Below are 20,900 nucleotides of genomic sequence, written 5' to 3'. Positions count from 1 at the left end.
GCATTCGGCAGCTTCCCGTGCACTCGGTGCGGTGCGGTGCGGTGCGGTGCGGTGCGGGATGGGGTGAGCTACTCGCGATCGGATACGGGGTGGCGGCGGATGGTCGCGCTGACGAGGGCGGCGACCGCGCACAGTCCGGCGGCGGCGAACCATGCGAACGTGTACTGGCCGGTGTGGTCGCGCACGATCCCGGCGAGGACCGAGGCGATGCCGGCGCCGATCTGGTGGGCCGCGAACACCCAGCCGAACACGAGCGGGCCCTTGTCTCCGAAGACCTCACGGCAGAGCGCGATCGTCGGTGGCACGGTCGCGACCCAGTCGAGCCCGTAGATCACGATGAACACGATGATGCTGGGTTGCACCTCGGCCGAGAGCAGGCTCGGCAGGAACAGCAGGCTCACTCCGCGCAGCGCGTAGTAGGCGGCGAGCAGGATGCGCGGGTTCACCCGGTCGGTGAGCCAGCCGGAGAACACGGTGCCGACGATGTCGAAGACGCCCACCACGGCCAGCAGCCCGGCCGCGGTCGTCGTCGCCATCCCATGGTCGTGCGCGCTCGGGATGAAGTGCGTGCCGATCAGTCCGTTGGTCGTCGCTCCGCAGATCGCGAAGCCGATCGCCAGTGCCCAGAAGGTCTTGGTGCGAGCGGCCTCCCTCAGGGTGGAGATCGCGAGTTTCGCCGCACCCCACGCCGTGCCCCGAGGAACGGGGTCCGCCGCCATGACGGGCGTGGTCTCGCCGTACCGGGCGACCCCGAGGTCGCTCGGTCTGTTGCGCAGGAAGATCCAGACGAGGGGCGCGACGGCGAGGGCGCCGCCTGCGATGATGAGCGACGCCCCGCGCCATCCGACGTCTTCCGCGGTAGCCGCGATCACGGGGAGGAAGATCAGCTGCCCGGTCGCACTGCCGGCGGTGAGCACGCCGGAGACGAGCCCGCGCCGGGTCGCGAACCAGGTGTCGGTGATGGTCGCGGCGAACACCAGGGCCATCGATCCGGTGCCGAGCCCGATCAGCACACCCCAGGTCAGGATGAGCTGGCCGGGAGTCGCCACGAAGACGCTCAGCGCCGCGCCCGCTCCGATGACGAAGAGTGCGACCACCGTGACCGCGCGGATGCCGAAGCGCTGCATGAGGGCGGCCGCGAACGGGGCGATGAGGCCGTACAGCAGCAGGTTGATCGAGACCGCGAGCGAGAGCTCCGCCGTGCTCCATCCGAACTCCTCCTCGAGCGGCACCATGAGCACACCGGGCGCGGCGCGGAACCCGGCGGCGCCGATGAGCGCGATGAGGGCCACCAGGGCCACGGTCCAGGCAGGGTGGAAGCGGCGCTGCCGTCCGGTCAGGGGCTCTTCGATCGGACCGTCGAGCGATTCGGCGGTCATGCCGCGTCTCCGGCGAGAAGGGCGAAGGGCTCCCCGCCCATGCTGCGCCGTGCCCACCGGGTGCTGCCGGCGTCGAGCGGTGCCGCGCATGTCGCGCACCAGTCGACGGAGTCCGAGACATCGCCGCAGCGGCCGCAGCTCACGGTCAGTCCCCACGGCCCGTCGGGGTCGGTGATGCGAGCGAACCGCGCGTAGGCGTGCAGGATCGGAAGCGTCTCGCGTCCGGCGGTCGTGAGTCGATAGCCGCTGCGCGCATCGTCGGGGTCTTCGCGGGCGATGAGGTCGGCCTCGCCCATCGCGGTCAGGCGACGGGAGAGCACCGAGTCGGCGGCGCCGGTGGCGTCACGAAGCTGATCGAAACGCGTGCGGCCGGAGAAGAGCTCGCGCAGGATGAGCAGCACCCAGGGGTCGGCGAGCACGTCGGCGGTGCGGGCGATGGGGCAGGTCGCAGAGGACCAGTCGGAGCGGAGCGGCATCCGCTAACTTTCTTGAAGAAAGTCCCCCGTGTCAATCGCGGATCCGCACGTTGGCAGGATTCCTGCCCGCATTCGCCCGAATTCGCGCGACCGCACCTCACGTACCCCCGCTCGTGGTGCTCCCGAGTGCACGGGAACTCGCCGAGCGAACGGGGTATCCGCGTCGGGAAGCCGTGCACTCGTCGAGACCCCGTGCGCTCGGCGGAGGGGGGCACACAGAGGGGGCGGGACGGGCCGGCGGGGCAGGGGCGGGGCGCGGAGGGCTACTCGGCGACGCGAGCGGCGATGTCGGTGCGGTAGTGGGAGCCGTCGAGATGAATGCGGGCGATCGCCTCGTACGCGCGGTCGCGCGCGGTGCGGAAGTCGGAAGCCACCGCCACCACGTTCAGTACACGGCCTCCCGTCGCGATGAGCGATCCGCCGGGAGCATCCGGGCTCGCGGTCGCGGCGTGCACGATGCGGACGCCCTCGACGGCCGCGGCTTCCGCGAGGCCCTCGATCGGGCGGCCGGTCTGCGGTGCCTCGGGGTATCCCTCGCTGGCCAGCACGACCGTGATGGCGACATCGTCGCTGAACACGGGATCCGGCTGGTCCTCGAGGGTTCCCGAGGCCGCGGCGAACAGCAGGTCCGACAGTGGGGTGACCAGTCGCGGCAGCACGATCTGCGTCTCCGGATCTCCGAAGCGCGCGTTGAACTCGATCACGCGCACGCCGGCGGGAGTGAGGATCAGGCCCGCGTAGAGGAGTCCGATGAACGGCGTGCCCTCTGCGTCGAGCTGGCGCACCACGGGAAGTGCCACGTCGCGCGTGACCTCGTCGACGAAAGCCTGCTCGCTGCCGAACTGCTCGGTGAGCCAGGGCAGCGGCGAGTAGGCGCCCATGCCACCGGTGTTGGGGCCGGCGTCGCCGTCGAGTGCGCGCTTGAAGTCTTGGGCGGGGCTGAGCGCGCGCACGGTGTCGCCGTCGCTCAGGAAGAACAGGGAGACCTCGGGGCCGGACAGGAACTCCTCGATCAGCACCGGGCCGGCGGGAAGATACTGCTCGGCGTGCGCGAGCGCCTCGGCGCGGTCGGACGTGACGATGACGCCCTTGCCCGCAGCCAGACCGTCGGCCTTCACGACGTAGGGAGCGCCGAGATCGTCGAACGCGTTCTCGACCTCTGCCGTGGTGGCGGCGCGCACGGCACGGCCGGTGGGCACGCCGGCGGCATCCATGACCCGCTTCGCGAACGACTTCGAGCCCTCCAGCTGCGCTGCGGCCTTGCCCGGTCCGAATACCGGGATGCCGCGGACGCGCAGGGCATCCGCGACTCCGGCGACGAGCGGAGCTTCGGGGCCCACCACGACGAGGTCGATCGCGTGCTCGTGCGCGAACGCGGTGACTGCGCCGCCGTCGAGCGGATCGAGCGAGACGGGGCTCGCATCCTGTGCCATGCCGGCGTTGCCGGGAGCCACGAAGATCTCGTGCTCCGTCTGCTCGGCCCGCAGGGCGAGGATGATCGCGTGCTCACGGGCACCGGAACCGAGGACGAGAATCTTCACCCGTCCAGACTACCGAGGGTCGCGCTCCGGGTTTCGGTGGGGCTCAGAGGTCGACGGTCCGTTCGACGGCAGCATCCCAGGTCACGGTCCAGCCGGCCGCGTCGAAGAGCGCATCGAGCACCATCGCGGTGAAGCCCCAGACGATCGTGCCGTCGACGTCGAACGCCGGGCCCCGGAACGTGTGCCCCATGCGGGTGATCGTCGAGGTGAACCGGGTCTCGGGGGCGAGCAGTTGCGCGACGGGAACCCGGAACACCTCGACCGTCTCGGCGTGATCGACCGCCACGACCCGCGACGGCGACTGCCACCATGCCAGGACGGGCGTGACGAGATGGTTGCTCGCGGCGAGCGGGATCTCCGGCAGCGTGGCCAGGATCTCGACTCCCGCCGGATCGAGCCCGGTCTCCTCCTCGGCTTCGCGCAGCGCCGTGGCGACGACGTCGGCATCGTCCGGCTCCACGCGTCCACCGGGGAATGAGACCTGACCGGGGTGGGACGAGAGGGTGGGCGCGCGTCGCTGCAGCAGCACGTCGAGGTCACGGGCGACGGCCGCGTCGGTCGTGGGGGCGGGGATGCGATCGAGTACGCCGAACAGGATGAGCACAGCCGCATCGTGCGCGCTCTGCGGGTCGGCGAGTGGCGGGATCCGCACGCCCCACGAATGGTCGGCGACTGCCGCGAGCAGCTCGGCGCGGGCGCCCTGGGGATGCATGCTCATGCGTCCGAGCATAGGACTCGTCGCACGCGGTCGGTCGTAGTCTGGAGAGATGGCCAGGAAGATCGACATCGTCGACGGACGCGCGGCTCTCGATGCCGTCCGCTCCGCGGATGCCTCGGGCGTGAAGCCGCAGCGCACCGATCTCGCCACCGCCGTGCGCTATCTGCTGCAGCTGCTCGACGAGAAGGCGCCGGGCAACAGCGTGGAAGTGCGAGTGCCTCCCTTCGGTGCGGTGCAGGTCATCCAGGGTCCTCGACACACCCGTGGCACGCCGCCGAACGTGGTGGAGATGGATGCGGCGACCTGGATCGCCGTGTCCACCGGCACGGAGCGATGGGCGGATGCCGCAGACGGCGGACGCATCCATGCTTCGGGCACGCGCGCCGACTTGAGCGACGTGCTGCCGGTGCGTCCCTAGCGCAGCCGCACGGGACGCGCCTGAGGCACACGGAGCCGCCCCGCGGTCACCAGGATCGCGGGGCGGCTCCGTGTGGCCGGCGGTCGCGTGTCAGGCCAGCTGCGACCGGAACGCCTTCGCAGCACCCATGAGCTCTTCCACCCGTGCGCGGTCGGCGCGGTTCTCGAACCTGCCGTCGTGCTTGAAATAGGTGCCCACGACGGCCCCGTCGGCCACTGCCAGCTGGTCGGCGACGTTGGAGGCGCGCACTCCGGTGTTGACGAATACCGGCACGTCTCCGGCGTTCTCCTTCACGATGGCCAGCGACTGCGTGTCAGTGGGGGCGCCGGCGGTGAGCCCGGAGACGCAGAGGGCATCGGGGTTGGTCGCGAACACCGTGGAGCGGGCGATGGACCCGAGGTCGCGCTCGGCGAGGTAGGCCGCCGACTCCGGCACGATGTTGAACAGCAGCTTCACGTTCGATGCGCCGATGCGGTGTCGGTGGCGCGCGACCTCACCGACGTTCGTGTTCCAGAGGCCGAAGTCGCTGGCGTAGACGCCGGTGAAGATCTCACGAACGAACGCCGCATCGGTGGCGGTGGCGAGATCGATGGAGGCGCGGCCGTCCCAGAGCACGTTCACGCCGAAAGGCACGGCGAGGTCGCCCTGCAGCGCGCCGATGATGCGAGCCATGCTGATCGCGGTGATCGGCTCGGTCTTCGTGAGGTACGGGAGGCTGAATTCGTTGGAGATGAGCACGGCATCGACGCCGCCGCTCTGCAGCGCGTCGAGCTCGCCCTTGGCGCGATTCACGATCGCGGCCATTCCGGCCGCGGTGTCGTAGCCGGGGTCGCCGGGGAGCGGGGCCAGATGCAGCATCGCCACGATCGGCTTCTGCGTGCCGAACACCTCGGGGAGCCAGTTGGGCATGTCTTTCCTCGTTTCTTCGGAATGGATCACAAACTCTGTGAAAGATTCACGATGAGCAAAGCACAAGTTACTCATTCACACAAGCGTGTCGCCTAAGGTGGGATCTGCCACACGAGGAGGTCGGGATGGAAGCCCATGAGCGCCGCGCGCTGATCGAACAGCGGGTCCTCTCTGATGGGGAGGCCGAGTTCAAGGCCCTCGCGCTGGAGTTCGACGTCTCCGAGATGACCATTCGGCGCGACCTGGAACTCCTCGAGGAGCGCGGCAGCGTGCGCCGGGTTACCGGTGGTGTGATCGCCGCCCACGGGACGGCGGTGGAGCCCGGATTCAACTCTCGGGCGTTGATGGGCGCACGCGAGAAGATCAATATCGCGGCAGCGGCCGTCGCCCATCTCAATCACGGCGAGACCGTCGTCCTCGACAGTGGCAGCACCGCCCTCGCGGTGGCCAGGGCCATCGTCGGCAAAGGCCTCGGACTCACGGTCGTCACGCCGAGCATCCTCGTCGCGCTCGAGCTCCATGACGAGCCGAACACCACGATCCTCGTCACCGGCGGGAGGGTGCGTCCCGGCGAACTCAGCCTGGTCGGAGCCGAGTCGATCGAGGCCTTCAAGCGCTACAACTGCGACGTCTACGTCATGGGCGTCTCCGGCGTCGATGGCAAGCGCGGTCTCTCCGACTACAGCAACGAGGAGGGAGCGGTGAAGCGCGCGGCGATCGAAGCCTGTGACCGCGTCATCGTCGTCGCCGACGCGTCGAAGCTCGGCCGGGTGCACCTGACGAATGTCGCGGGTCCCGGCGAGGTCGACCTGCTGGTCACCGACGGAGCGGTGGACCATCCCGCGCTCGTCGGCCTGCGTGCGGCCGGTGTGCAGATCGAAGCCGTTCCCGCGCTCTAGCTGCGTCGTTCCTTCGGTCTCGCCGTTGCGCAACGGTTGCGCAACGGGTGTGAGATTTCGCATTGACAACCGGCGGGATCACGTTTTACTGTTCCACAGCGATGAGATTTCTTCCCATTCCTCCGTGGGGGTGGTGGAAACTAACACTGGTTCACACACGAAGGAGTGGAACATGCGTAAGACGAAGTTGCTTGCAGGTGTCGGATTCGGTGCCGTGGCGATGCTCGCCCTCGCCGGCTGCGGTCAGGTCGGCGGCACCACCGGTGGTGGCGATACCGGCGGAAGCGCGGAAGACGGCGCGATGGTCACCGTAGTCAAGATCTCGGGTGTCGGCTGGTTCGACCGTATGGAGGTCGGCGTCAAGGAGTTCGCCGAGGAAACCGGGATCGACGCCCGCCAGGAGGGTGCGGACGACGCCAGCCCCGAGAAGCAGATCCAGATCATCCAGGACCTGATCGCCCAGTCGCCCGCCGCGATCACGGTCGTCCCCAACTCGCCAGAGGCGCTGGAGTCCGTGCTCAAGCAGGCCAGGGACCAGGGGATCATCGTCGTCGCCCACGAGGCTGCAGGCATCAAGAACGCCGACATCGACATCGAGGCGTTCGACAACCGGGCCTATGGCGCGAAGATCATGGACAACCTCGCCGAGTGCATGGGCGACTCGGGACAGTACGTCTCCTTCGTCGGAGGCCTCACGGCCAAGACCCACATGGACTGGGTGGGCGGCGCCTACGACCAGCAGCAGGCGGAGTACCCCGACCTGACACGTGTCGAGGAGCCGGTCGAGAGCAAGGAAGACGAGAACGTCGCCTATCAGCGGGCGAAGGAGCTGCTCGCGAAGTACCCCGACATCAAGGGCTTCCAGGGGTCGGCCGGCACCGACGTCGCCGGTATCGCCCGCGCCGTGCAGGAGGCCGGTCTGGAGGATCAGGTCTGCGTGATGGGCACCAGCATCCCGTCCGTGGCGAAGAAGTACATCGTCGACGGCTCGATCGACAAGATCTTCTTCTGGGACCCGGCGATGGCCGGCAAGGCGCAGCTCAAGATCGCGCAGCTGCTCGTCGACGGCGAGAAGATCACCGACGGCACCGACCTCGGCATCGAAGGCTACAACTCGCTGAAGAAGCTCGACGGCTTCGACAACGTCTACGTGGGTGACGCCGCCGTCATCGTCGACAAGGACAACGTCGACGACTACGACTTCTGACCCGACGTCCACCACGACTCAGGGCGGGGTCGCCAGCGTGCGGCCCCGCCCCGGAGGAAGAACATGAACGCAGAACAGGCGCAGCCGGCGCCCGAGGCGGGGCACGCACCCGAGCCCAGGCCCGTTCTCGAGGTCACAGGGGTGCGGAAGGTGTTCGGTGGGGTCGTCGCACTCGACGACGTCGCGATCACCCTCTACCCCGGGCGGGTGCACTGCCTGGCCGGCGAGAACGGATGCGGCAAATCCACGCTCATCAAGATCATCAGCGGGGTCGAGAAGCCGGAGGCGGGGGAGATCCTGCTCGATGGCGAACCGCTCACCCATCTCTCGCCGACGCAGGCCCTGCGCGCCGGCATCCAGGTCATCTACCAAGACTTCTCGCTCTTCCCCAACCTGACCGTGGCCGAGAACATCGTGCTCCCGGCCGCGATCGCCGCGCGGCGCAAGCTCTACAGCTCGAAGAAGCGTCGTCCCGAGGCGCAGCGCATCGTCGAGGAGCTGGGGCTCACCCTCGACCTCGACACCGATGTCGAACGGCTCTCGGTCGCCGACCGGCAGCTCACCGCGATCTGCCGGGCGCTCGTGCAGGATGCCAGGGTCATTTTCATGGATGAGCCGACCACGGCTCTCACCCACTCCGAGGTCGAGCGACTCTTCACTCTCGTGCGCCGACTGCAGCAACGCGGCGTCGCCCTGGTGTTCGTCAGCCACAAGCTCGACGAGGTATTGCAGGTGTCGCAGGACATCACGGTGCTGCGTTCAGGGCGCCTGGTCGCGAACGGTCCGGCCGACGAGTTCGACGTGGCCTCCCTCACCCATGCCATGACCGGCCGTGCGGTGGATGACTCGCGCGTCGTCGTCGAGGTCGACGAGGAGGCTGAGCCGCTGCTGCGTGTGGAGCACCTCGATCTGCCTGGCGCCTTCACGGATGTCTCCTTCGACCTGCAGCCGGGCGAGATCCTCGGCCTCACCGGATTGCTCGGCTCGGGCCGTGGTGAGATCGCCGATGCGCTGTTCGGCCTGCTCACTCCACAGTCCGGAACCGTCACCGTCGGCGGCCGCGCCGTGCGACCAGGCAGCATCCGGGCATCCGTCGACGCGGGCATCGGATACGTGCCGGAGGACCGGCTCACCCAGGGCCTGTTCCTCGACAAGTCGATCTCCGACAACATCATCGCGGGCTCCCTGAGCGAGCACGCGGTCGGCAAGGTGCTGCTGAGTCGAAAGCGCACCGCCGAGACCATCTCCCGACTGTTCTCGCGCCTGCGCATCAAGGCGCCGAGCGTCGAGGCGCCCGTGCGATCGCTGTCCGGCGGCAATGCGCAGCGCGTCGTACTGGCCAAGTGGCTCGCGACCAAGCCGCGGGTGCTGATCCTGAACGGACCGACGGTCGGTGTCGACGTGGGGTCGAAGGAAGAGATCCTGCAGATCCTCCGCGAGGCAGCGAACGACGGGATGGGCGTGATCATGATCTCCGACGACGTGCCCGAACTCGTCTCGCTCTGCAACCGCGTGCTCGTGGTGCGCCGCGGCGAGATCGTCTCACGACTGGCCGGCGACGAGATCGCCGCGCCTCGAATCCAGGAGGTGATGGCCGCGTGAGCGCCACCGACGCCCGCATCCGCCTTCCCCGCATCGGACGCATGTCGAACGAGCTCGTGCTCGCGAGCATCATCCTCGTCCTGGTGATCGTGATGTGCGCCGTGAACCCCGCCTTCTTCAGCGTGCACACGCTGTTCTCCATCCTGCGCTCCACTCTGGTGCCGATGGTCTTCGCGCTCGCGGTGCTCTTCGTGATCATCTCCGGCGGCATCGATGTGTCGTTCGCTGCCATCGGCATCTTCGCCGCCTACACGACCGTGTCACTCGCCCAGGGCGGAACCCTCGACTTCGGACTGATCGGCATCCTCTCGTTCGCGATCGTGATCGGTGGCGCCCTCGGGTTCGTCAACGGCATCGTGATCGCCCGGTTCCGGCTCCCCACCCTGATCGTGACTCTCGCGACGCAGGGCATCTTCAAGGGCGTGCTGCTCGCTTACATCGGCTCCAAGTACATCGCCGAGCTGCCGGATGGCATCTCCTGGCTGTCGACGGCGAACCTCATCTCGATCGAGTCGACCCGCGCCTATCTGCCGATGCTGATCGTGCCGGTCGTGCTGCTCGTGATCGGTGCCGCGTTCGTTCTGCGCCGCACGATGTTCGGCCGCGGCATCTACGCCATGGGCGGCGACCTGGAGGGGGCGCGACGGGCCGGCTTCCCGGTCGTGCGCCTGCAGATCATGCTCTACGTGCTCGTCGGGGCGGTCGCCGCGATCGGCGGACTCATCCACGTCGTGCTCGGGCGCAGCGCCAACCCGCAAGACCTGGTCGGCACCGAGCTCGACGTGATCGCCGCGGTCGTGCTCGGCGGGGCCTCGATCTTCGGCGGACGCGGCACCGTCACCGGCACCGTGCTCGGCGTGCTGCTGGTGCAGATCATCAACAACAGTCTCATCCTGATGGGCGTGCCCACGGCCTGGCAGCGTGCCGCCGTCGGGTTCCTGCTGGTGATCGGCGTGGGGATCCAGGCCGTCATGGCCCGCCGCGCCTCTCGTCGGACGTTCGTCCTCGACACGGTGAAGGAGTGACCATGCCTCAGACGACCCCTCCCGGGCAGTTCGCCCGGATGAACGACCAGGTCGATCGGTCGGTGCGGTCATTGCTCGGCCGTATCCACGTGAATCGTGGCGTCGGCCGGATGCTGGTGCTGTTCGCACTCGCGTTCGGACTGTTCGCGATCCTGAACCCGAGGGTCTTCCTCAATCCGATCAACCTGCAGAACATGATGGTCGCCTCGCCCGAGGTCGGCATCCTCGCCATCGCCATGGCGCTCGCCATGCTCACCGGAGGGATCGATCTGTCACTGGTGGCGATCGCGAACCTCTCGGCGATCACCGTCAGCACGATGTTCACGGCGATCGCCAGCAGCGATCCGGCGACCGCCGAGTCGATGGGCGGCCTCATCGCCCTGGTCGGCGTCCTGGTCGGCGCGCTCGCGGGAGCCGTCAACGGCTTCCTGATCGCGACGGTAGGCATCACGCCTATCCTCGCGACGCTGGCCACGATGCAGATCTTCAACGGCATCGCGATCGTCTGGACCGGGGGCACCACGCTCTACGGCACCCCGGCGGTGCTCTCCACGGTCGGGCAGGCGACGGTCGGCGGCATCCCTCTTCTGTTCCTCGAATTCCTCGTGGTCGCTGTTCTGATCGGGGTGCTGATCACGCGTACGCCGTTCGGACGACGCACACAGCTGCAGGGGGCGAACTCGACGGCCGCGATGTACTCCGGCATCCGCAGCACGAGCGTGCTCTACGGCACGTACGTGACGACGGGTGTGCTCGGCGGCATCGCGGGTCTGGTGTTCCTCTCCCGCAACCCGACGGCGAGCGCCGACTACGGCACGTCGTACGTGCTGCTCGTGATCGTGATCGCGGTGCTCGGCGGCACGAACCCCACCGGCGGGTTCGCGACCATCACCGGAGTGGTCCTCGCGACGCTCGTGCTGCAGGTCGTGCAGTCCGGCTTCACGGCGATCCGGCTCTCGGCCTACGAGTACGCGATCGCGCAGGGGGTGATCCTGATCGCGGTGATGGTGTTCGATCAGGTGAGGGTCAAACGAAGGCCGCGCCGGGCACCCAGCAGTCAGACCGAGACGATCGCGCTCGCAGAGATCCCCCGGGCCTGACCCGCGCATCCGAAAGGCATCCTGATGGAACTGTTCCTCGGCATCGATGTCGGAACCTATGAGACCAAGGGCGTGCTGATCGATGCCACAGGTCACGTGCACGCCGAGGCGCGCGTCCGGCACGGGATCAGCACTCCCGCGCCTGGCATGGTCGAGCAGGATGCCGATGCAGTGTGGTGGCACGATGTCGTCGAGGTCGCCTCGACGCTACGGAAGGCGATGCCGGATGCCGTGATCGCCGCGGTCGCCTGCAGCGCGATCGGTCCGTGCGTGCTGCCGGTCGATGCCGAGCTGCGTCCGCTGCGCCCGGCCATCCTCTATGGGGTCGACACCAGGGCCACTGCGGAGATCGACATCCTCGAGACGCGCCTCGGGCGCGAGGAGATCTTCCGGCGGGCGGGCAATGCGCTGACGAGTCAGTCCGCGGGCCCGAAGATCCTGTGGATCGAGCGCAACGAACCAGCAGTCGCCGCACGCACCCGGTGGTATCTCACCAGTCAGAGCTACCTGGTCGCGCGCCTTACCGGCGAAGTCGTGATCGACCACGCGACGGCGGGGTACTTCCACCCCGGCTATGACCTCGCTCGGCTCGACTGGGGCCTCGATGGGATCGACGACCTGATCCGCCCGGAGACTCTGCCCCGGCTCGGGTGGTCGACGGATGTCGCGGGCACGGTCACAGCCGCGGCGGCCATGGCGACCGGCATCCCCGAGGGCACTCCGGTGCTGGTGGGCACGACGGATGCCGTCGCCGAGGCGGTCGGCGCATCGGTCGTGGCCACCGACGACCTGATGCTCATGTACGGATCGAGCGGGTACTTCATCCGCGTGACCGACGAGCCGCATGCGGATCCGCGGCTGTGGGCGGCGCCGTTCGCTTTGCCCGGGCGTTATGTCCTCGCTGCCGGAACCTCGACGGCGGGCACGGCGACGCGATGGATCGCCGACATGCTCGGACTCGACGACGGCGACGGCGACACGGCGATGTTCGGGCGCCTGATGGAACTCGTGCGCTCAGCGCCGCCGGGCGCGAACGGCGTGCTGCACCTGCCGCATTTCAGCGGGGAGCGCACACCCCTGCACGACCCCGATGCCAGGGCCTTGTTCAGCGGTCTCACGCTCGCGACCGGTCGTGCCGATCTCGCCCGTGCGGTGGTCGAAGGGGTCGGGGAGTCGATCGCGCTCGCGGTCTCCGCATTGCTCGATGCCGGTGCTGCCGAGCCGCGCGTGGTCGCGATCGGCGGCGGAACGCACAACGAGGTGATGGTGCAGACGGTCAGTGACCTGACGGGTCTTCGTCAGCAGACCGCCGCGACGCTCGGGGCGGCCTACGGGGATGCGATGCTCGCGGCGATCGGCCTGGGTGCCGTGACGGAGAAGCAGGCCGCAAGCTGGGTCGCCTTCTCGGGCGAGGTCGTACCCCAGGAGAATCCCGCCCCGCAGTTGCAGGCCGCCTACGAGAGTTTCCCGAAGACGTACCGCGCCCTGCGCGCGCTGAGAGAGGTGGACTGATGAGCAGGTGGCAGGAACTGGCGGAGCATCTCGCCGAGGTGAACGAGGTCGGCGAGGGCACGAAGGTCTCGGTGTTCGCGACGACCTCCTCGGTGCTCGATGCCGTGGACGCCTTCGTGGAGGAGGTGTATCGCCGGGGCGGGATGCCCCAGGTGCTGCTCGTCGAGGAGAAGTACGACCGGTTCGCGCTCGAACACGCGAGCGAGTCGCTGCTGCGTGAGGCCGCACCGCTCGAGCTGGCTTCGATGGAGTGGGCCGATGTGCACGTCTCGTTCCGAGGTATGGAACCGCCGGCGGAGGAGATCGACGGCGCCAGGCTCAGCCTGCAGCGCGAGGGCAAGGGCCTCGTGTCGACCGCACGCTGGCAGGGCACCAGGTGGACTCTCGTGCGTATTCCCACCCCCGAGTGGGCGGCACTCATCGGTGTGTCCCGAGAGCAGTTGGAGCAGGAGTTCTTCGCCGGCACGCTCGCCGATTGGACAGCGCACCGCGCGCACCTCGAACAGCTCTGCTCCGAGCTGAACCGCACCTCGATGGTCCGCATCCTCGACGACGACACCGATCTGCGCCTGAACTGCGCCGGCCGCACCTGGGTGCCGTTCGCGGGGGAGGCGAATCTGCCCGACGGCGAGGTCGCCACCGCTCCGGTGGAAGACGGCGTCGACGGGCACATCACGTTCCCCGGTTCGTTCTGGTTCGGCGGGGCGACCATCTCCGACCTCCGGCTCGAATTCGTGGCAGGGCGGGTGGAGAAGGTGTCGGCCACCCGCGGCCTCGCCCTCGTGGAGCGCATCCTCGAGGCCGACGGCGCCCGCCGCGTGGGCGAGCTCGGCATCGGCACCAACCCGCATGTGCAGACGATGACCGGCGACCTGCTGATCGACGAGAAGATCCTCGGCACGGTGCACATCGCGCTCGGCCGCTCCTACCCGCAGTGCGGGGGCAAGAACGAGTCGGCCATCCACTGGGACATCGTGAAGGACCTGCGGTCCTCTGGCAGGCTCGAGGCCGACGGGCGGGTGCTCATCGACCGCACGACCTACGATCCGATCCTCTCCGGGCAGGAGCACTGACATGCGCAAGATCATCAACGACCCTCAGACGTTCGTAGACGAGACGCTCGAAGGCATCCTCCTCGCGCACCCCGACGAGCTGCGGGCGGTCACGGCGGACCGACGTGCGCTGGCGCGGACGGATGCTCCGGCACCGGGGCGCGTCGGCATCGTCACGGGTGGCGGTTCGGGGCACCTGCCGTTCTTCCTCGGCTACGTCGGTCGCGGCCTGTGCTCGGCGGTCGCCGTGGGGAACGTCTTCTCCTCGCCGAGCTCCGCCCAGATCCATGCCGCGTCCGTCGCCGTGCACTCCGACGCCGGACTCCTCTACCTCTACGGAAACTACGGCGGCGACGTGCTGAACTTCGACATCGCCGCCGAGCGCTGCCGTGCCGAGGGCATCGAGGTGCGCACGGTGCTCGGTGCCGACGACATCCAGTCCGCGCCGACCGATCGCGCGGACTCCCGCCGTGGTGTGGCAGGGCTCGTGCTCGTCTACAAGGTCGCGGGGGCGATGGCCGACCGCGGGGCCTCCCTCGACGAGGTCGAGCGGGTGACCCGCAAGGCGTCGGAGTCGACCCGCACCATGGGTGTCGGCCTGTCGCCGACCGTGCTCCCGTCAGCGGGGGAGGAGACCTTCACGCTCGATGAGGGCGAGATGGAGATCGGTGTCGGCATCCACGGAGAGCGCGGCACCCACCGCGGCCCGTTGGAGACGGCAGATGCGATCACCGACCGGTTCCTGGCTGAGATCGGGACGGAGCTCGACCTGACCGAGGGGCGCCGAGTGGCCGTGCTCGTGAACGGGTTGGGCTCGACGCCGCTCGAAGAGCTCTACGTGATGTATCGGCGGGTGCATCACACGCTCGCGGACGCCGGGGTGACCATCGGCTACCGGCTCATCGGGGAGTACGTAACAAGCCTGGAGATGGCCGGAGCCTCGCTGTCGATCATGCAGCTCGACGACGAGTTGGAGGAGCTGCTGCACGACCCGGCGGGATCACCGTTCTTCCGTCAGGGGGCGGCTCCGGTGGGGCGCGTGCTCATGGCCGAGACCGCCGTTGACGAAGACGCGGCCACGGTCGAGGTGACCCTGGCCGGATCCCGCAGCGACCTGCGCGACCTGCTCCTGACCGTGCTGCCGCAGATGGAGCGGCACCGCGAAGAGCTCCGCACCCTGGATGCCGCGCTCGGCGACGGCGACCTCGGTGTCACGGTCGCGGTCGGCAGCGCGGCGGTCGCCGATGCACTGCGACAACTTCCGGATGACCTCGACGCCCGCAGCATCCTGCGCGCGGCGGGTGATGCGTTCGCCGCAGCGAACCCCTCGACCTTCGCGGCTCTGCTCGGAAGCGGCCTGCTCGCCGCTGCGGAGCAGGTGCCGCAGGGGATCCACCTCGATCGCGCTGGCCTCGTCGACGTCGTGCAGACGGTGGCGGCGAGGATCGGCGCGCAGGGCGGGGCCGTGCGCGGCGACAAGACCGTCATCGACGTGCTGCTCCCCGTCGCGGAAGCGCTGGAGGCCGGAGCGGATGCGGCCGGAGCATCGGAGGCGGCGCTCGCCGCGGTCACCGAGAGCAGCGGATGGCAGTCTCGGCGTGGTCGCGCGGGCTGGCAGCAGGAGCGCTCGGTCGGTCACGCGGATCCCGGCTCGGTCGCCGTGGCACGGTTCCTCGAGGAGGTCGTGAGAGAGCAGCAGGGCACAGGTCAGACCGGCGTCTAGGGCGCGGTGCGGGTCAGCCCCGCCGGCGACTCGCGATCTCGTCGGCGAGCTCCTGAACACGGACGGGGTCGGCGTCTTCGGCGAGGGCGACGTAGTGGTCCATGACCGCCGGACGGTAGCGCACCGGCATCGTCTGCCCGGCGGCGAGTCGGGTGAGCGCGGTGATCGTGAGGTCTTCGTCCGCGATGCCGCGGAACGAGATGCCGTCGGCGGTCTCCACATCGAGCATCAGGACCACGCGGGGACTGCCGTCGCTGCTGACCTCCCGCCAGTCGACGAGAACGCCGAGCGCGAGCGTGCCTGTGCGCAGTTCCGCATTGCGCCTGCGTGCCTCACCGCTCAGGAGCGGGTTCGGGGCGACGCCGGGGAAGTCGGGTCCGACGCCGAGCGATTTCCGACTCAGGTCGGGACGGAGCTGCTCCATCAGGTCGTCGAGCTTCTGCTTCCTCTTCTTCGAACCGAACACCAGAGCCCTCCCTCGCGCCGGTGCCCGGATCTCGGCCTGGCGCTTCGCCTCACCGCGATTGTAGGGGCGCGGGTCCCCGTCCAGCCCCGTTCGGGTGAGAGATCGCGGGCTTTCGGATCGGTCTACGCGACCGGCAGGTGCGGTGGATGGGCGACGATGCCGCCCCGCATCGTCGCCGGACGCTTCACGATGAGCCCTGCCTCTTCGGCGATGAGCGCGCCCGCTGCCCAGTCGAACTCGTACAGGTCGGTTTCGATGAAGGCGTCGACGCTGCCCTCTGCGACCAGGCACAGTCCGAGCGCGGCAGACCCGATGCTGCGCAGATCCGTGAACGCCGACATGCGCGTCGGGAGCTCCGCGAGCTGCCGCGCCCGCTGCTCGGGGTCGTAGGAGAACCCGACGGCGAGCAGCACGGGAGTGGCGTCGGTCGCCGGTCCGCGCAGCCGTCTCCGGATGCCGCCAGACTCGCGGTACGCGCCGAGTCCTGACCCCGCGGAGTAGACGTGATCGAGCTCGGGCGCATGCACGACGCCGGCGAGCCAGGCACCGGAGTCCACGTCCTGCACAGCGACGGACGACCCGTAGTGCGGGAGTCCTCGGACGAAGTTCGAGGTGCCGTCGAGCGGGTCGATCGACCAGCGGAGCGCGGAGCCGGAGCCGGTGGTCGCGTACTCCTCGCCCGACACCTCGTCGTCGGGGCGATGCTCGGCGATGACGGCGCGGATGGCACGTTCGGCCCGCAGATCGATCTCGGTGACCACGTCGCCGGATGCGCCCTTGGTGCGGAGTCCCAGTCCATCGGAGGAGGCGTCGCGATCCCTCGCCGCCTCGGCGAGCACGGCGGCTCCGGCTGAGGCCGCGGAGAGGGCGATGTCGAGCAGGTCGGATGCAGACGGCATGGCGATATCGGTCCTCCGGTGGGCGACCCTCCAGCATAGCGCCGGCCGGCTCACGCGGAGGGGGTCAGGCGCGGTCGTGGAGGGTGATCCGGTATCCGTCCGGGTCGGCGAACGTGAAGGTGCGGCCGAACGGTCCGTCGATCGGGTCCGCGACGATCGTGTGGCCGTCGGCGAGGAGTGCATCGTGGATGGACTGGACATCAGTGGCGTGAAGCCAGATCGCGGTGCCGATGCCGGGCTGGGCGACACCGGTCAGGTCGGTGCCCGGGGCGATGTCCCGGAGGGCGAACGCGATCGGAGCCGTCTCGAAGACGACGGCGTGAGGCGGTCCTGCCGGGGAGCGGACGAGGCCGAGGTACTGCTCGTAGAACGCCTGCGAGGCGTCGAGGTCGCGTGCCTGAAGGGAGATGAAGTCGGGGCCGGTGACGGGCATGAGGCAAGTCCTTCCATTTGTGTCAGTTTTCTGACACGGGTCAGCGTATGTCAGAATACTGACATGAGTCAAGACCGCGATGGGATCGACCTCGACACCTCACTGGGCTACCTGCTGAAAGAAGCGTCCAGCGCCCTGCGTGCCGCGATGGAAGAGGTGCTGCGCCCGCTCGGGATGACCATCACCCACTACTCCTGCCTCGAACTGCTGGCGCAACGACCCGGGCTGTCGAACTCCGAGCTCGCGCGCGGCGCATTCGTCACGCGACAGTCGATGAACGTGCTGCTGCAGGCGCTGGAGCGGGACGGGTTCGTGACCAGGCCGGCGGAGGCCCCGGTCGGCAAGGCTCTCCCCGCCCGCCTCACCGACCGCGGTCGTGAGAGTCTCGCGACGGCGACTGCCGCCGTCCGCTCGGTCGAGGTCCGGATGCTCTCCGGCATGACCGAGGACGAGCAGGCGGGTGCGCTGAAGATCCTCCGGAGCATGATCCGCTCGCTGCGGGAGGAGTCCTAGCCCCGAGCGGATCAGCGCCGAGCGACCACCAACGGAACCCCGGTCACCGGATGCGGGAACACGTCGACCGCCTGGCCGTAGACCTGCTCGATCCGCTCGGCGGTCAGCACCTCGGCCGGAGTGCCCGTCGCCGCGACCCTGCCCTCGGCGAGCAGCGTGACGCGGTCGGCATGCGCGAGGGCGGCATTGAGGTCGTGCAGCACGATGGCGACCGCGATCCCGGCATCCGCGCGTCCGCGGATCAGCCGCATGACGTCTTCGTGGTGCTTCAGGTCGAGAGCCGCGGTCGGTTCGTCGAGCAGCAGGAGGCCGGTGCTCTGGGCGAGCACGCGGGCGAGGGCGACCCTGGCGCGCTCGCCGCCGGACAGCGACGGCACCGCACGGGCCCGGAGTGCCGTGACCTCGGTCTGCGCCATCGCTGCGGACACCCGTTCATCGTCGTCGTCGGCCGCCGGTGTGCGGGCCCAGGGAGTCCTTCCCATCCGCACGACCTGCTCTGCACTGAACGGAAACGTGACGGTGTTCTCCTGCAGGAGCACAGCCCGCTGCTGGGCGAGCGTGCGCGGCTTGACGCGCTCGATCGGCTGGCCGTCGAGCTCGACCGCGCCGGCCTGGGCTGTGATATCTCCGGCGAGCACTCCGAACAGGGTGGATTTGCCCGCCCCGTTCGGCCCGACGAGGGCGTGGACCTCTCCGGAGCGGATCGCGATGGACGCGTCGTCGAGGATCGTCCGCCCTTCGCCGACGCGCACGGTGAGTCCCGACCCGCGGAGCCTGACGGTCATGCCCACCCTCCCGAGCGACGACGGGTGCGCACGAGCAACCACAGGAAGAACGGGCCGCCCACGAGCGAGGTGATCATGCCGATCGGCAGGTCGGCGAGCGGCACGGCCGTGCGGGCCACGAGGTCGGCGACCGCGATGAGCAGTGCGCCGCCGAGCGCCGAGGCGATCACGAGCGGCACGTGGGCGGGGCCGATCATCATCCGCATCAGATGTGGCACGACGAGACCGGCGAATCCGATGATCCCGGCGAAGGCGACCGCCGCGCACACCAGCAGCGCGACCGTCACGATCACCACGATCCGCAGCAGCTCGACATTGACGCCGAGGTGTCGCGCGGTGCGCTCGCCGAGGGCGAAGAGGTCCAGGCTCGGTGCGACGATCAGCGCGACCACCACGCCGATCAGCACGAGCGGCGCGACGAGCTGGATGTTCGACCACAGCGCGCCGTTCAGCGAACCGAGCTGCCAGAACACGATCTGCTCGCGGGTCGATGTGGTGCCGAGGAACGTGAAGAAGGCCATGCCGGCGCCGGCAATCGCGTTGATGGCGATACCGGTGAGCAGGAGCGTCACGACTTCGGTGCGCCCTCCGGAGCGGCTGATGAAGTACACCGAGAACACCGCTATCAGGCCGCCGAGGAACGCGAAGGCAGGCGTGGTCCACATGCCGAAGGTCGCGAGCCCGAACGTGATGCTCGCTGCGGCGCCGAGCGCTGCGCCCGAGGAGACGCCGACCACACCGGCGTCCGCGAGCGGGTTGCCGAAGATCGCCTGCATGAGCACTCCCGAGACCGCGAGGGCGGCACCGACGAGGAGGCCGAGCACGATGCGCGGCATGCGCAGGGTGAAGATCACGCCGTAGTCGCTGGAAGCCGACGGAGCCCACGCGGTGTCGACCCCGATACCGCGCAGCAGCACGCCGATGAGGGAGGCGGGGGAGAGGTCGTACTGCCCGCTCGTGATCGACACGATGCACGTGATCGTGAGCGCGATGACCAGGCCGACCGTCACCAGGGCGAAGCGCAGGCCCCGGTGCCTCGTCGGAGTCGGGGTGACGACCTCCCCGGTCACTTCGCGGGCTCGGGGGCGTACAGGGCGCGGGCCAGGGCGCCGATCACGTCGGCGGTGCGCGGACCGAAGCTCAGGATCTCGCTGTCGGCCATGTCGATCACGCGACGGTTCGCACCGGCGGGGGTCTGCGCCACGGCGGGGATCCGCTCGATCAGCCCGTCGATGCCGCCCACGGATTCGAGCCCGTCGGTCATCATCACCAGCACGTCGGGCTGCGCGGCGACGAGGGCCTCGGCGGTCATCGGCTTCATGCCCTCCCACCCGATCTCGGCCGCCACATCGACCCCGCCCACCGCGTCGATCAGCGAGTCGGCCCCGGAGTCCTCTCCGAAGATGTAGTAGACGTTCGCGCTTCCGCGGACGTAGAGGAACAGCATCCGGGCGCGATCGGCTTCGTCGGCGGGAACGACCTCGGCGATCTCCGCGAGCGTCTCGTCGACCGAGGCGTCCAGTCGATCGATGAGCGCTTCCCCGCGGCGAGGCACGCCGAGGGCGGTGGCGATCTCGGTCACGAGTGCGTCGGTGGTGTCGAGCCGGCGGTCGCTGGAGATCACGACGACGGCGATGCCCGCGTCGCGCAACTGCTGACGCACCTCCTTCGGGCCGATCGTGGTGTCGGTGAGGACGACGGTCGGGGCCAGCTCGAGGATCGCCTCGGCGTTGAGCGTGTGGCCGGTCTTGGTCACGACGGGAAGGTCTTCGGTGCCGGCGAAGACGGTGGAGGCGTCGCGACCGACGACCTGATCGCCGAGCCCGAGCGCGAACACGGTCGACGCGATCGTGCCCGAGATGTCGATCGGGAGGATCCGGTCGATATCGGTGATCTCGATCTCGTGGCCTTCGCTGTCGATCACCGTCACAGGCAGCGTCGGAGCGCTGTCGTCGTCGACGGGCTCGATCGCATGGGTCGAGAGGCAGGCAGTGGATGGGCCGGTGTGCGCGCGGACGTCGTCGATCAGATCGAGTGCGGCGAGCGGGACGGATGCCTGGGGGCAGTCATCGTCGGCGACGGCGGCCGGTGCGGCCGTGCCTCCCGGCTCGGCGCAGGCCGTGAGTCCGACGGCCAACGCGGCGACGAGGAGAAGGGCGGAAGCGCGACGCATTAGGCAAGGCTATCCTAAAACTTGACGCGCGCTGATTCCCCCCTCTACGCTCGGGTTCGGCGGCTTACTT

21 protein-coding genes are annotated in these 20,900 nt (G+C 69.0%); 10 read left to right on the top strand and 11 right to left on the bottom strand.

Going from position 1 to position 20,900, the window contains the following annotated elements; genetic code table 11:
* Positions 1-68: 68 nt before the first annotated feature.
* From L687_RS28500 to L687_RS28485, 4 genes are all read right to left on the bottom strand, one after another.
* Complete coding sequence (locus L687_RS28500; protein WP_021199214.1) at positions 69-1,379, bottom strand: MFS transporter; 1,311 nt, start codon at positions 1,377-1,379, stop codon at positions 69-71.
* Positions 1,376-1,855 carry a winged helix-turn-helix transcriptional regulator gene (locus tag L687_RS28495; RefSeq protein WP_021199213.1) on the bottom strand — a complete coding sequence of 160 codons (480 nt, stop codon included), beginning with the start codon at positions 1,853-1,855 and terminating at the stop codon, positions 1,376-1,378. Before L687_RS28495 ends, L687_RS28500 begins: the two co-directional genes overlap by 4 nt.
* A gap of 263 nt (positions 1,856-2,118) precedes the next feature.
* A complete protein-coding gene (purD, locus tag L687_RS28490) occupies positions 2,119-3,396 on the bottom strand; it encodes a phosphoribosylamine--glycine ligase (RefSeq protein ID WP_021199212.1) in 1,278 nt (425 codons plus the stop codon).
* 43 nt (positions 3,397-3,439) lie between these two features.
* Complete coding sequence (locus L687_RS28485) at positions 3,440-4,114, bottom strand: NUDIX hydrolase (RefSeq protein ID WP_081859751.1); 675 nt, start codon at positions 4,112-4,114, stop codon at positions 3,440-3,442.
* 49 nt (positions 4,115-4,163) lie between these two features.
* Here L687_RS28485 and L687_RS28480 point away from each other — a divergent pair, with 49 nt between their 5' ends.
* A complete protein-coding gene (locus L687_RS28480; RefSeq protein WP_021199210.1) occupies positions 4,164-4,532 on the top strand; it encodes a sterol carrier family protein in 369 nt (122 codons plus the stop codon).
* 90 nt (positions 4,533-4,622) lie between these two features.
* Here the strand turns inward: L687_RS28480 and L687_RS28475 are convergent, their stop codons facing one another.
* The gene (locus L687_RS28475; RefSeq protein ID WP_021199209.1) at positions 4,623-5,441 is read right to left on the bottom strand and encodes a BtpA/SgcQ family protein; all 819 of its coding nucleotides are present in this window, start codon (positions 5,439-5,441) and stop codon (positions 4,623-4,625) included.
* Between the two features lie 125 nt (positions 5,442-5,566).
* Between L687_RS28475 and L687_RS28470 the strand changes: the two genes are divergently transcribed.
* From L687_RS28470 to L687_RS28435, 8 genes are all read left to right on the top strand, one after another.
* Positions 5,567-6,340 carry a DeoR/GlpR family DNA-binding transcription regulator gene (locus L687_RS28470; RefSeq protein WP_021199208.1) on the top strand — a complete coding sequence of 258 codons (774 nt, stop codon included), beginning with the start codon at positions 5,567-5,569 and terminating at the stop codon, positions 6,338-6,340.
* Positions 6,341-6,512: 172 nt separating this feature from the next.
* Complete coding sequence (locus L687_RS28465) at positions 6,513-7,547, top strand: autoinducer 2 ABC transporter substrate-binding protein (RefSeq protein ID WP_021199207.1); 1,035 nt, start codon at positions 6,513-6,515, stop codon at positions 7,545-7,547.
* 63 nt (positions 7,548-7,610) lie between these two features.
* Positions 7,611-9,149: a sugar ABC transporter ATP-binding protein gene (locus tag L687_RS28460; RefSeq protein ID WP_021199206.1), complete on the top strand. Its 1,539-nt coding sequence runs from the start codon at positions 7,611-7,613 to the stop codon at positions 9,147-9,149.
* The gene (locus tag L687_RS28455; protein WP_021199205.1) at positions 9,146-10,174 is read left to right on the top strand and encodes an ABC transporter permease; all 1,029 of its coding nucleotides are present in this window, start codon (positions 9,146-9,148) and stop codon (positions 10,172-10,174) included. Before L687_RS28460 ends, L687_RS28455 begins: the two co-directional genes overlap by 4 nt.
* Before the next feature lie 2 nt (positions 10,175-10,176).
* Positions 10,177-11,274 carry an ABC transporter permease gene (locus L687_RS28450; RefSeq protein ID WP_021199204.1) on the top strand — a complete coding sequence of 366 codons (1,098 nt, stop codon included), beginning with the start codon at positions 10,177-10,179 and terminating at the stop codon, positions 11,272-11,274.
* 24 nt (positions 11,275-11,298) lie between these two features.
* On the top strand, positions 11,299-12,786 hold the full coding sequence (locus L687_RS28445; protein ID WP_021199203.1) for an FGGY-family carbohydrate kinase: 1,488 nt from the start codon (positions 11,299-11,301) through the stop codon (positions 12,784-12,786).
* Positions 12,786-13,859: an aminopeptidase gene (locus L687_RS28440; protein WP_021199202.1), complete on the top strand. Its 1,074-nt coding sequence runs from the start codon at positions 12,786-12,788 to the stop codon at positions 13,857-13,859. The genes L687_RS28445 and L687_RS28440 overlap by 1 nt, the downstream gene beginning before the upstream one ends.
* Position 13,860: 1 nt before the next feature.
* Positions 13,861-15,561 (top strand): dihydroxyacetone kinase family protein, encoded by a 1,701-nt coding sequence (locus tag L687_RS28435; protein ID WP_021199201.1) that lies wholly within the window; start codon positions 13,861-13,863, stop codon positions 15,559-15,561.
* 13 nt (positions 15,562-15,574) lie between these two features.
* Here the strand turns inward: L687_RS28435 and L687_RS28430 are convergent, their stop codons facing one another.
* From L687_RS28430 to L687_RS28420, 3 genes are all read right to left on the bottom strand, one after another.
* Positions 15,575-16,027, bottom strand: coding sequence for a hypothetical protein (locus tag L687_RS28430; RefSeq protein WP_021199200.1), 453 nt, complete (start codon positions 16,025-16,027; stop codon positions 15,575-15,577).
* A gap of 122 nt (positions 16,028-16,149) precedes the next feature.
* Positions 16,150-16,926, bottom strand: a complete 777-nt coding sequence (locus L687_RS28425) for an inositol monophosphatase family protein (protein ID WP_021199199.1) — start codon at positions 16,924-16,926, stop codon at positions 16,150-16,152.
* A gap of 64 nt (positions 16,927-16,990) precedes the next feature.
* Positions 16,991-17,359, bottom strand: coding sequence for a VOC family protein (locus L687_RS28420; RefSeq protein WP_021199198.1), 369 nt, complete (start codon positions 17,357-17,359; stop codon positions 16,991-16,993).
* Positions 17,360-17,422: 63 nt separating this feature from the next.
* Between L687_RS28420 and L687_RS28415 the strand changes: the two genes are divergently transcribed.
* On the top strand, positions 17,423-17,872 hold the full coding sequence (locus L687_RS28415) for a MarR family winged helix-turn-helix transcriptional regulator (protein WP_021199197.1): 450 nt from the start codon (positions 17,423-17,425) through the stop codon (positions 17,870-17,872).
* A gap of 11 nt (positions 17,873-17,883) precedes the next feature.
* Here L687_RS28415 and L687_RS28410 read toward each other — a convergent pair whose 3' ends face one another.
* The 3 genes from L687_RS28410 to L687_RS28400 are packed head-to-tail and all read right to left on the bottom strand — an operon-like array spanning position 17,884 to position 20,830.
* Entirely contained in the window at positions 17,884-18,657 is a 774-nt protein-coding gene (locus tag L687_RS28410; protein ID WP_021199196.1) for a heme ABC transporter ATP-binding protein, read from the bottom strand.
* On the bottom strand, positions 18,654-19,727 hold the full coding sequence (locus L687_RS28405) for a FecCD family ABC transporter permease (protein ID WP_021199195.1): 1,074 nt from the start codon (positions 19,725-19,727) through the stop codon (positions 18,654-18,656). The genes L687_RS28410 and L687_RS28405 overlap by 4 nt, the downstream gene beginning before the upstream one ends.
* Positions 19,724-20,830 (bottom strand): heme/hemin ABC transporter substrate-binding protein, encoded by a 1,107-nt coding sequence (locus L687_RS28400; protein WP_021199194.1) that lies wholly within the window; start codon positions 20,828-20,830, stop codon positions 19,724-19,726. Before L687_RS28400 ends, L687_RS28405 begins: the two co-directional genes overlap by 4 nt.
* Between the last annotated feature and the right edge of the window lie 70 nt (positions 20,831-20,900).

Origin of the sequence: Microbacterium maritypicum MF109, from assembly GCF_000455825.1 — a bacterium.
GTDB classification, from domain to species: domain Bacteria; phylum Actinomycetota; class Actinomycetes; order Actinomycetales; family Microbacteriaceae; genus Microbacterium; species Microbacterium maritypicum_A.
This window is presented reverse-complemented; position numbering and strand designations above follow the sequence as displayed.

Coding starts and splice junctions, on each gene's coding strand:
- L687_RS28470 (WP_021199208.1), top strand. CDS start 5,567: ATGGAAGCCCATGAGCGCCGCGCGCTGATCGAACAGCGGGTCCTCTCT.
- L687_RS28425 (WP_021199199.1), bottom strand. CDS start 16,926: ATGCCGTCTGCATCCGACCTGCTCGACATCGCCCTCTCCGCGGCCTCA.
- L687_RS28450 (WP_021199204.1), top strand. CDS start 10,177: ATGCCTCAGACGACCCCTCCCGGGCAGTTCGCCCGGATGAACGACCAG.
- L687_RS28500 (WP_021199214.1), bottom strand. CDS start 1,379: ATGACCGCCGAATCGCTCGACGGTCCGATCGAAGAGCCCCTGACCGGA.
- L687_RS28460 (WP_021199206.1), top strand. CDS start 7,611: ATGAACGCAGAACAGGCGCAGCCGGCGCCCGAGGCGGGGCACGCACCC.
- L687_RS28400 (WP_021199194.1), bottom strand. CDS start 20,830: ATGCGTCGCGCTTCCGCCCTTCTCCTCGTCGCCGCGTTGGCCGTCGGA.
- L687_RS28485 (WP_081859751.1), bottom strand. CDS start 4,114: ATGAGCATGCATCCCCAGGGCGCCCGCGCCGAGCTGCTCGCGGCAGTC.
- L687_RS28440 (WP_021199202.1), top strand. CDS start 12,786: ATGAGCAGGTGGCAGGAACTGGCGGAGCATCTCGCCGAGGTGAACGAG.
- L687_RS28410 (WP_021199196.1), bottom strand. CDS start 18,657: ATGACCGTCAGGCTCCGCGGGTCGGGACTCACCGTGCGCGTCGGCGAA.
- L687_RS28415 (WP_021199197.1), top strand. CDS start 17,423: ATGAGTCAAGACCGCGATGGGATCGACCTCGACACCTCACTGGGCTAC.
- L687_RS28435 (WP_021199201.1), top strand. CDS start 13,861: ATGCGCAAGATCATCAACGACCCTCAGACGTTCGTAGACGAGACGCTC.
- L687_RS28495 (WP_021199213.1), bottom strand. CDS start 1,855: ATGCCGCTCCGCTCCGACTGGTCCTCTGCGACCTGCCCCATCGCCCGC.
- L687_RS28465 (WP_021199207.1), top strand. CDS start 6,513: ATGCGTAAGACGAAGTTGCTTGCAGGTGTCGGATTCGGTGCCGTGGCG.
- L687_RS28475 (WP_021199209.1), bottom strand. CDS start 5,441: ATGCCCAACTGGCTCCCCGAGGTGTTCGGCACGCAGAAGCCGATCGTG.
- L687_RS28480 (WP_021199210.1), top strand. CDS start 4,164: ATGGCCAGGAAGATCGACATCGTCGACGGACGCGCGGCTCTCGATGCC.
- L687_RS28420 (WP_021199198.1), bottom strand. CDS start 17,359: ATGCCCGTCACCGGCCCCGACTTCATCTCCCTTCAGGCACGCGACCTC.
- L687_RS28445 (WP_021199203.1), top strand. CDS start 11,299: ATGGAACTGTTCCTCGGCATCGATGTCGGAACCTATGAGACCAAGGGC.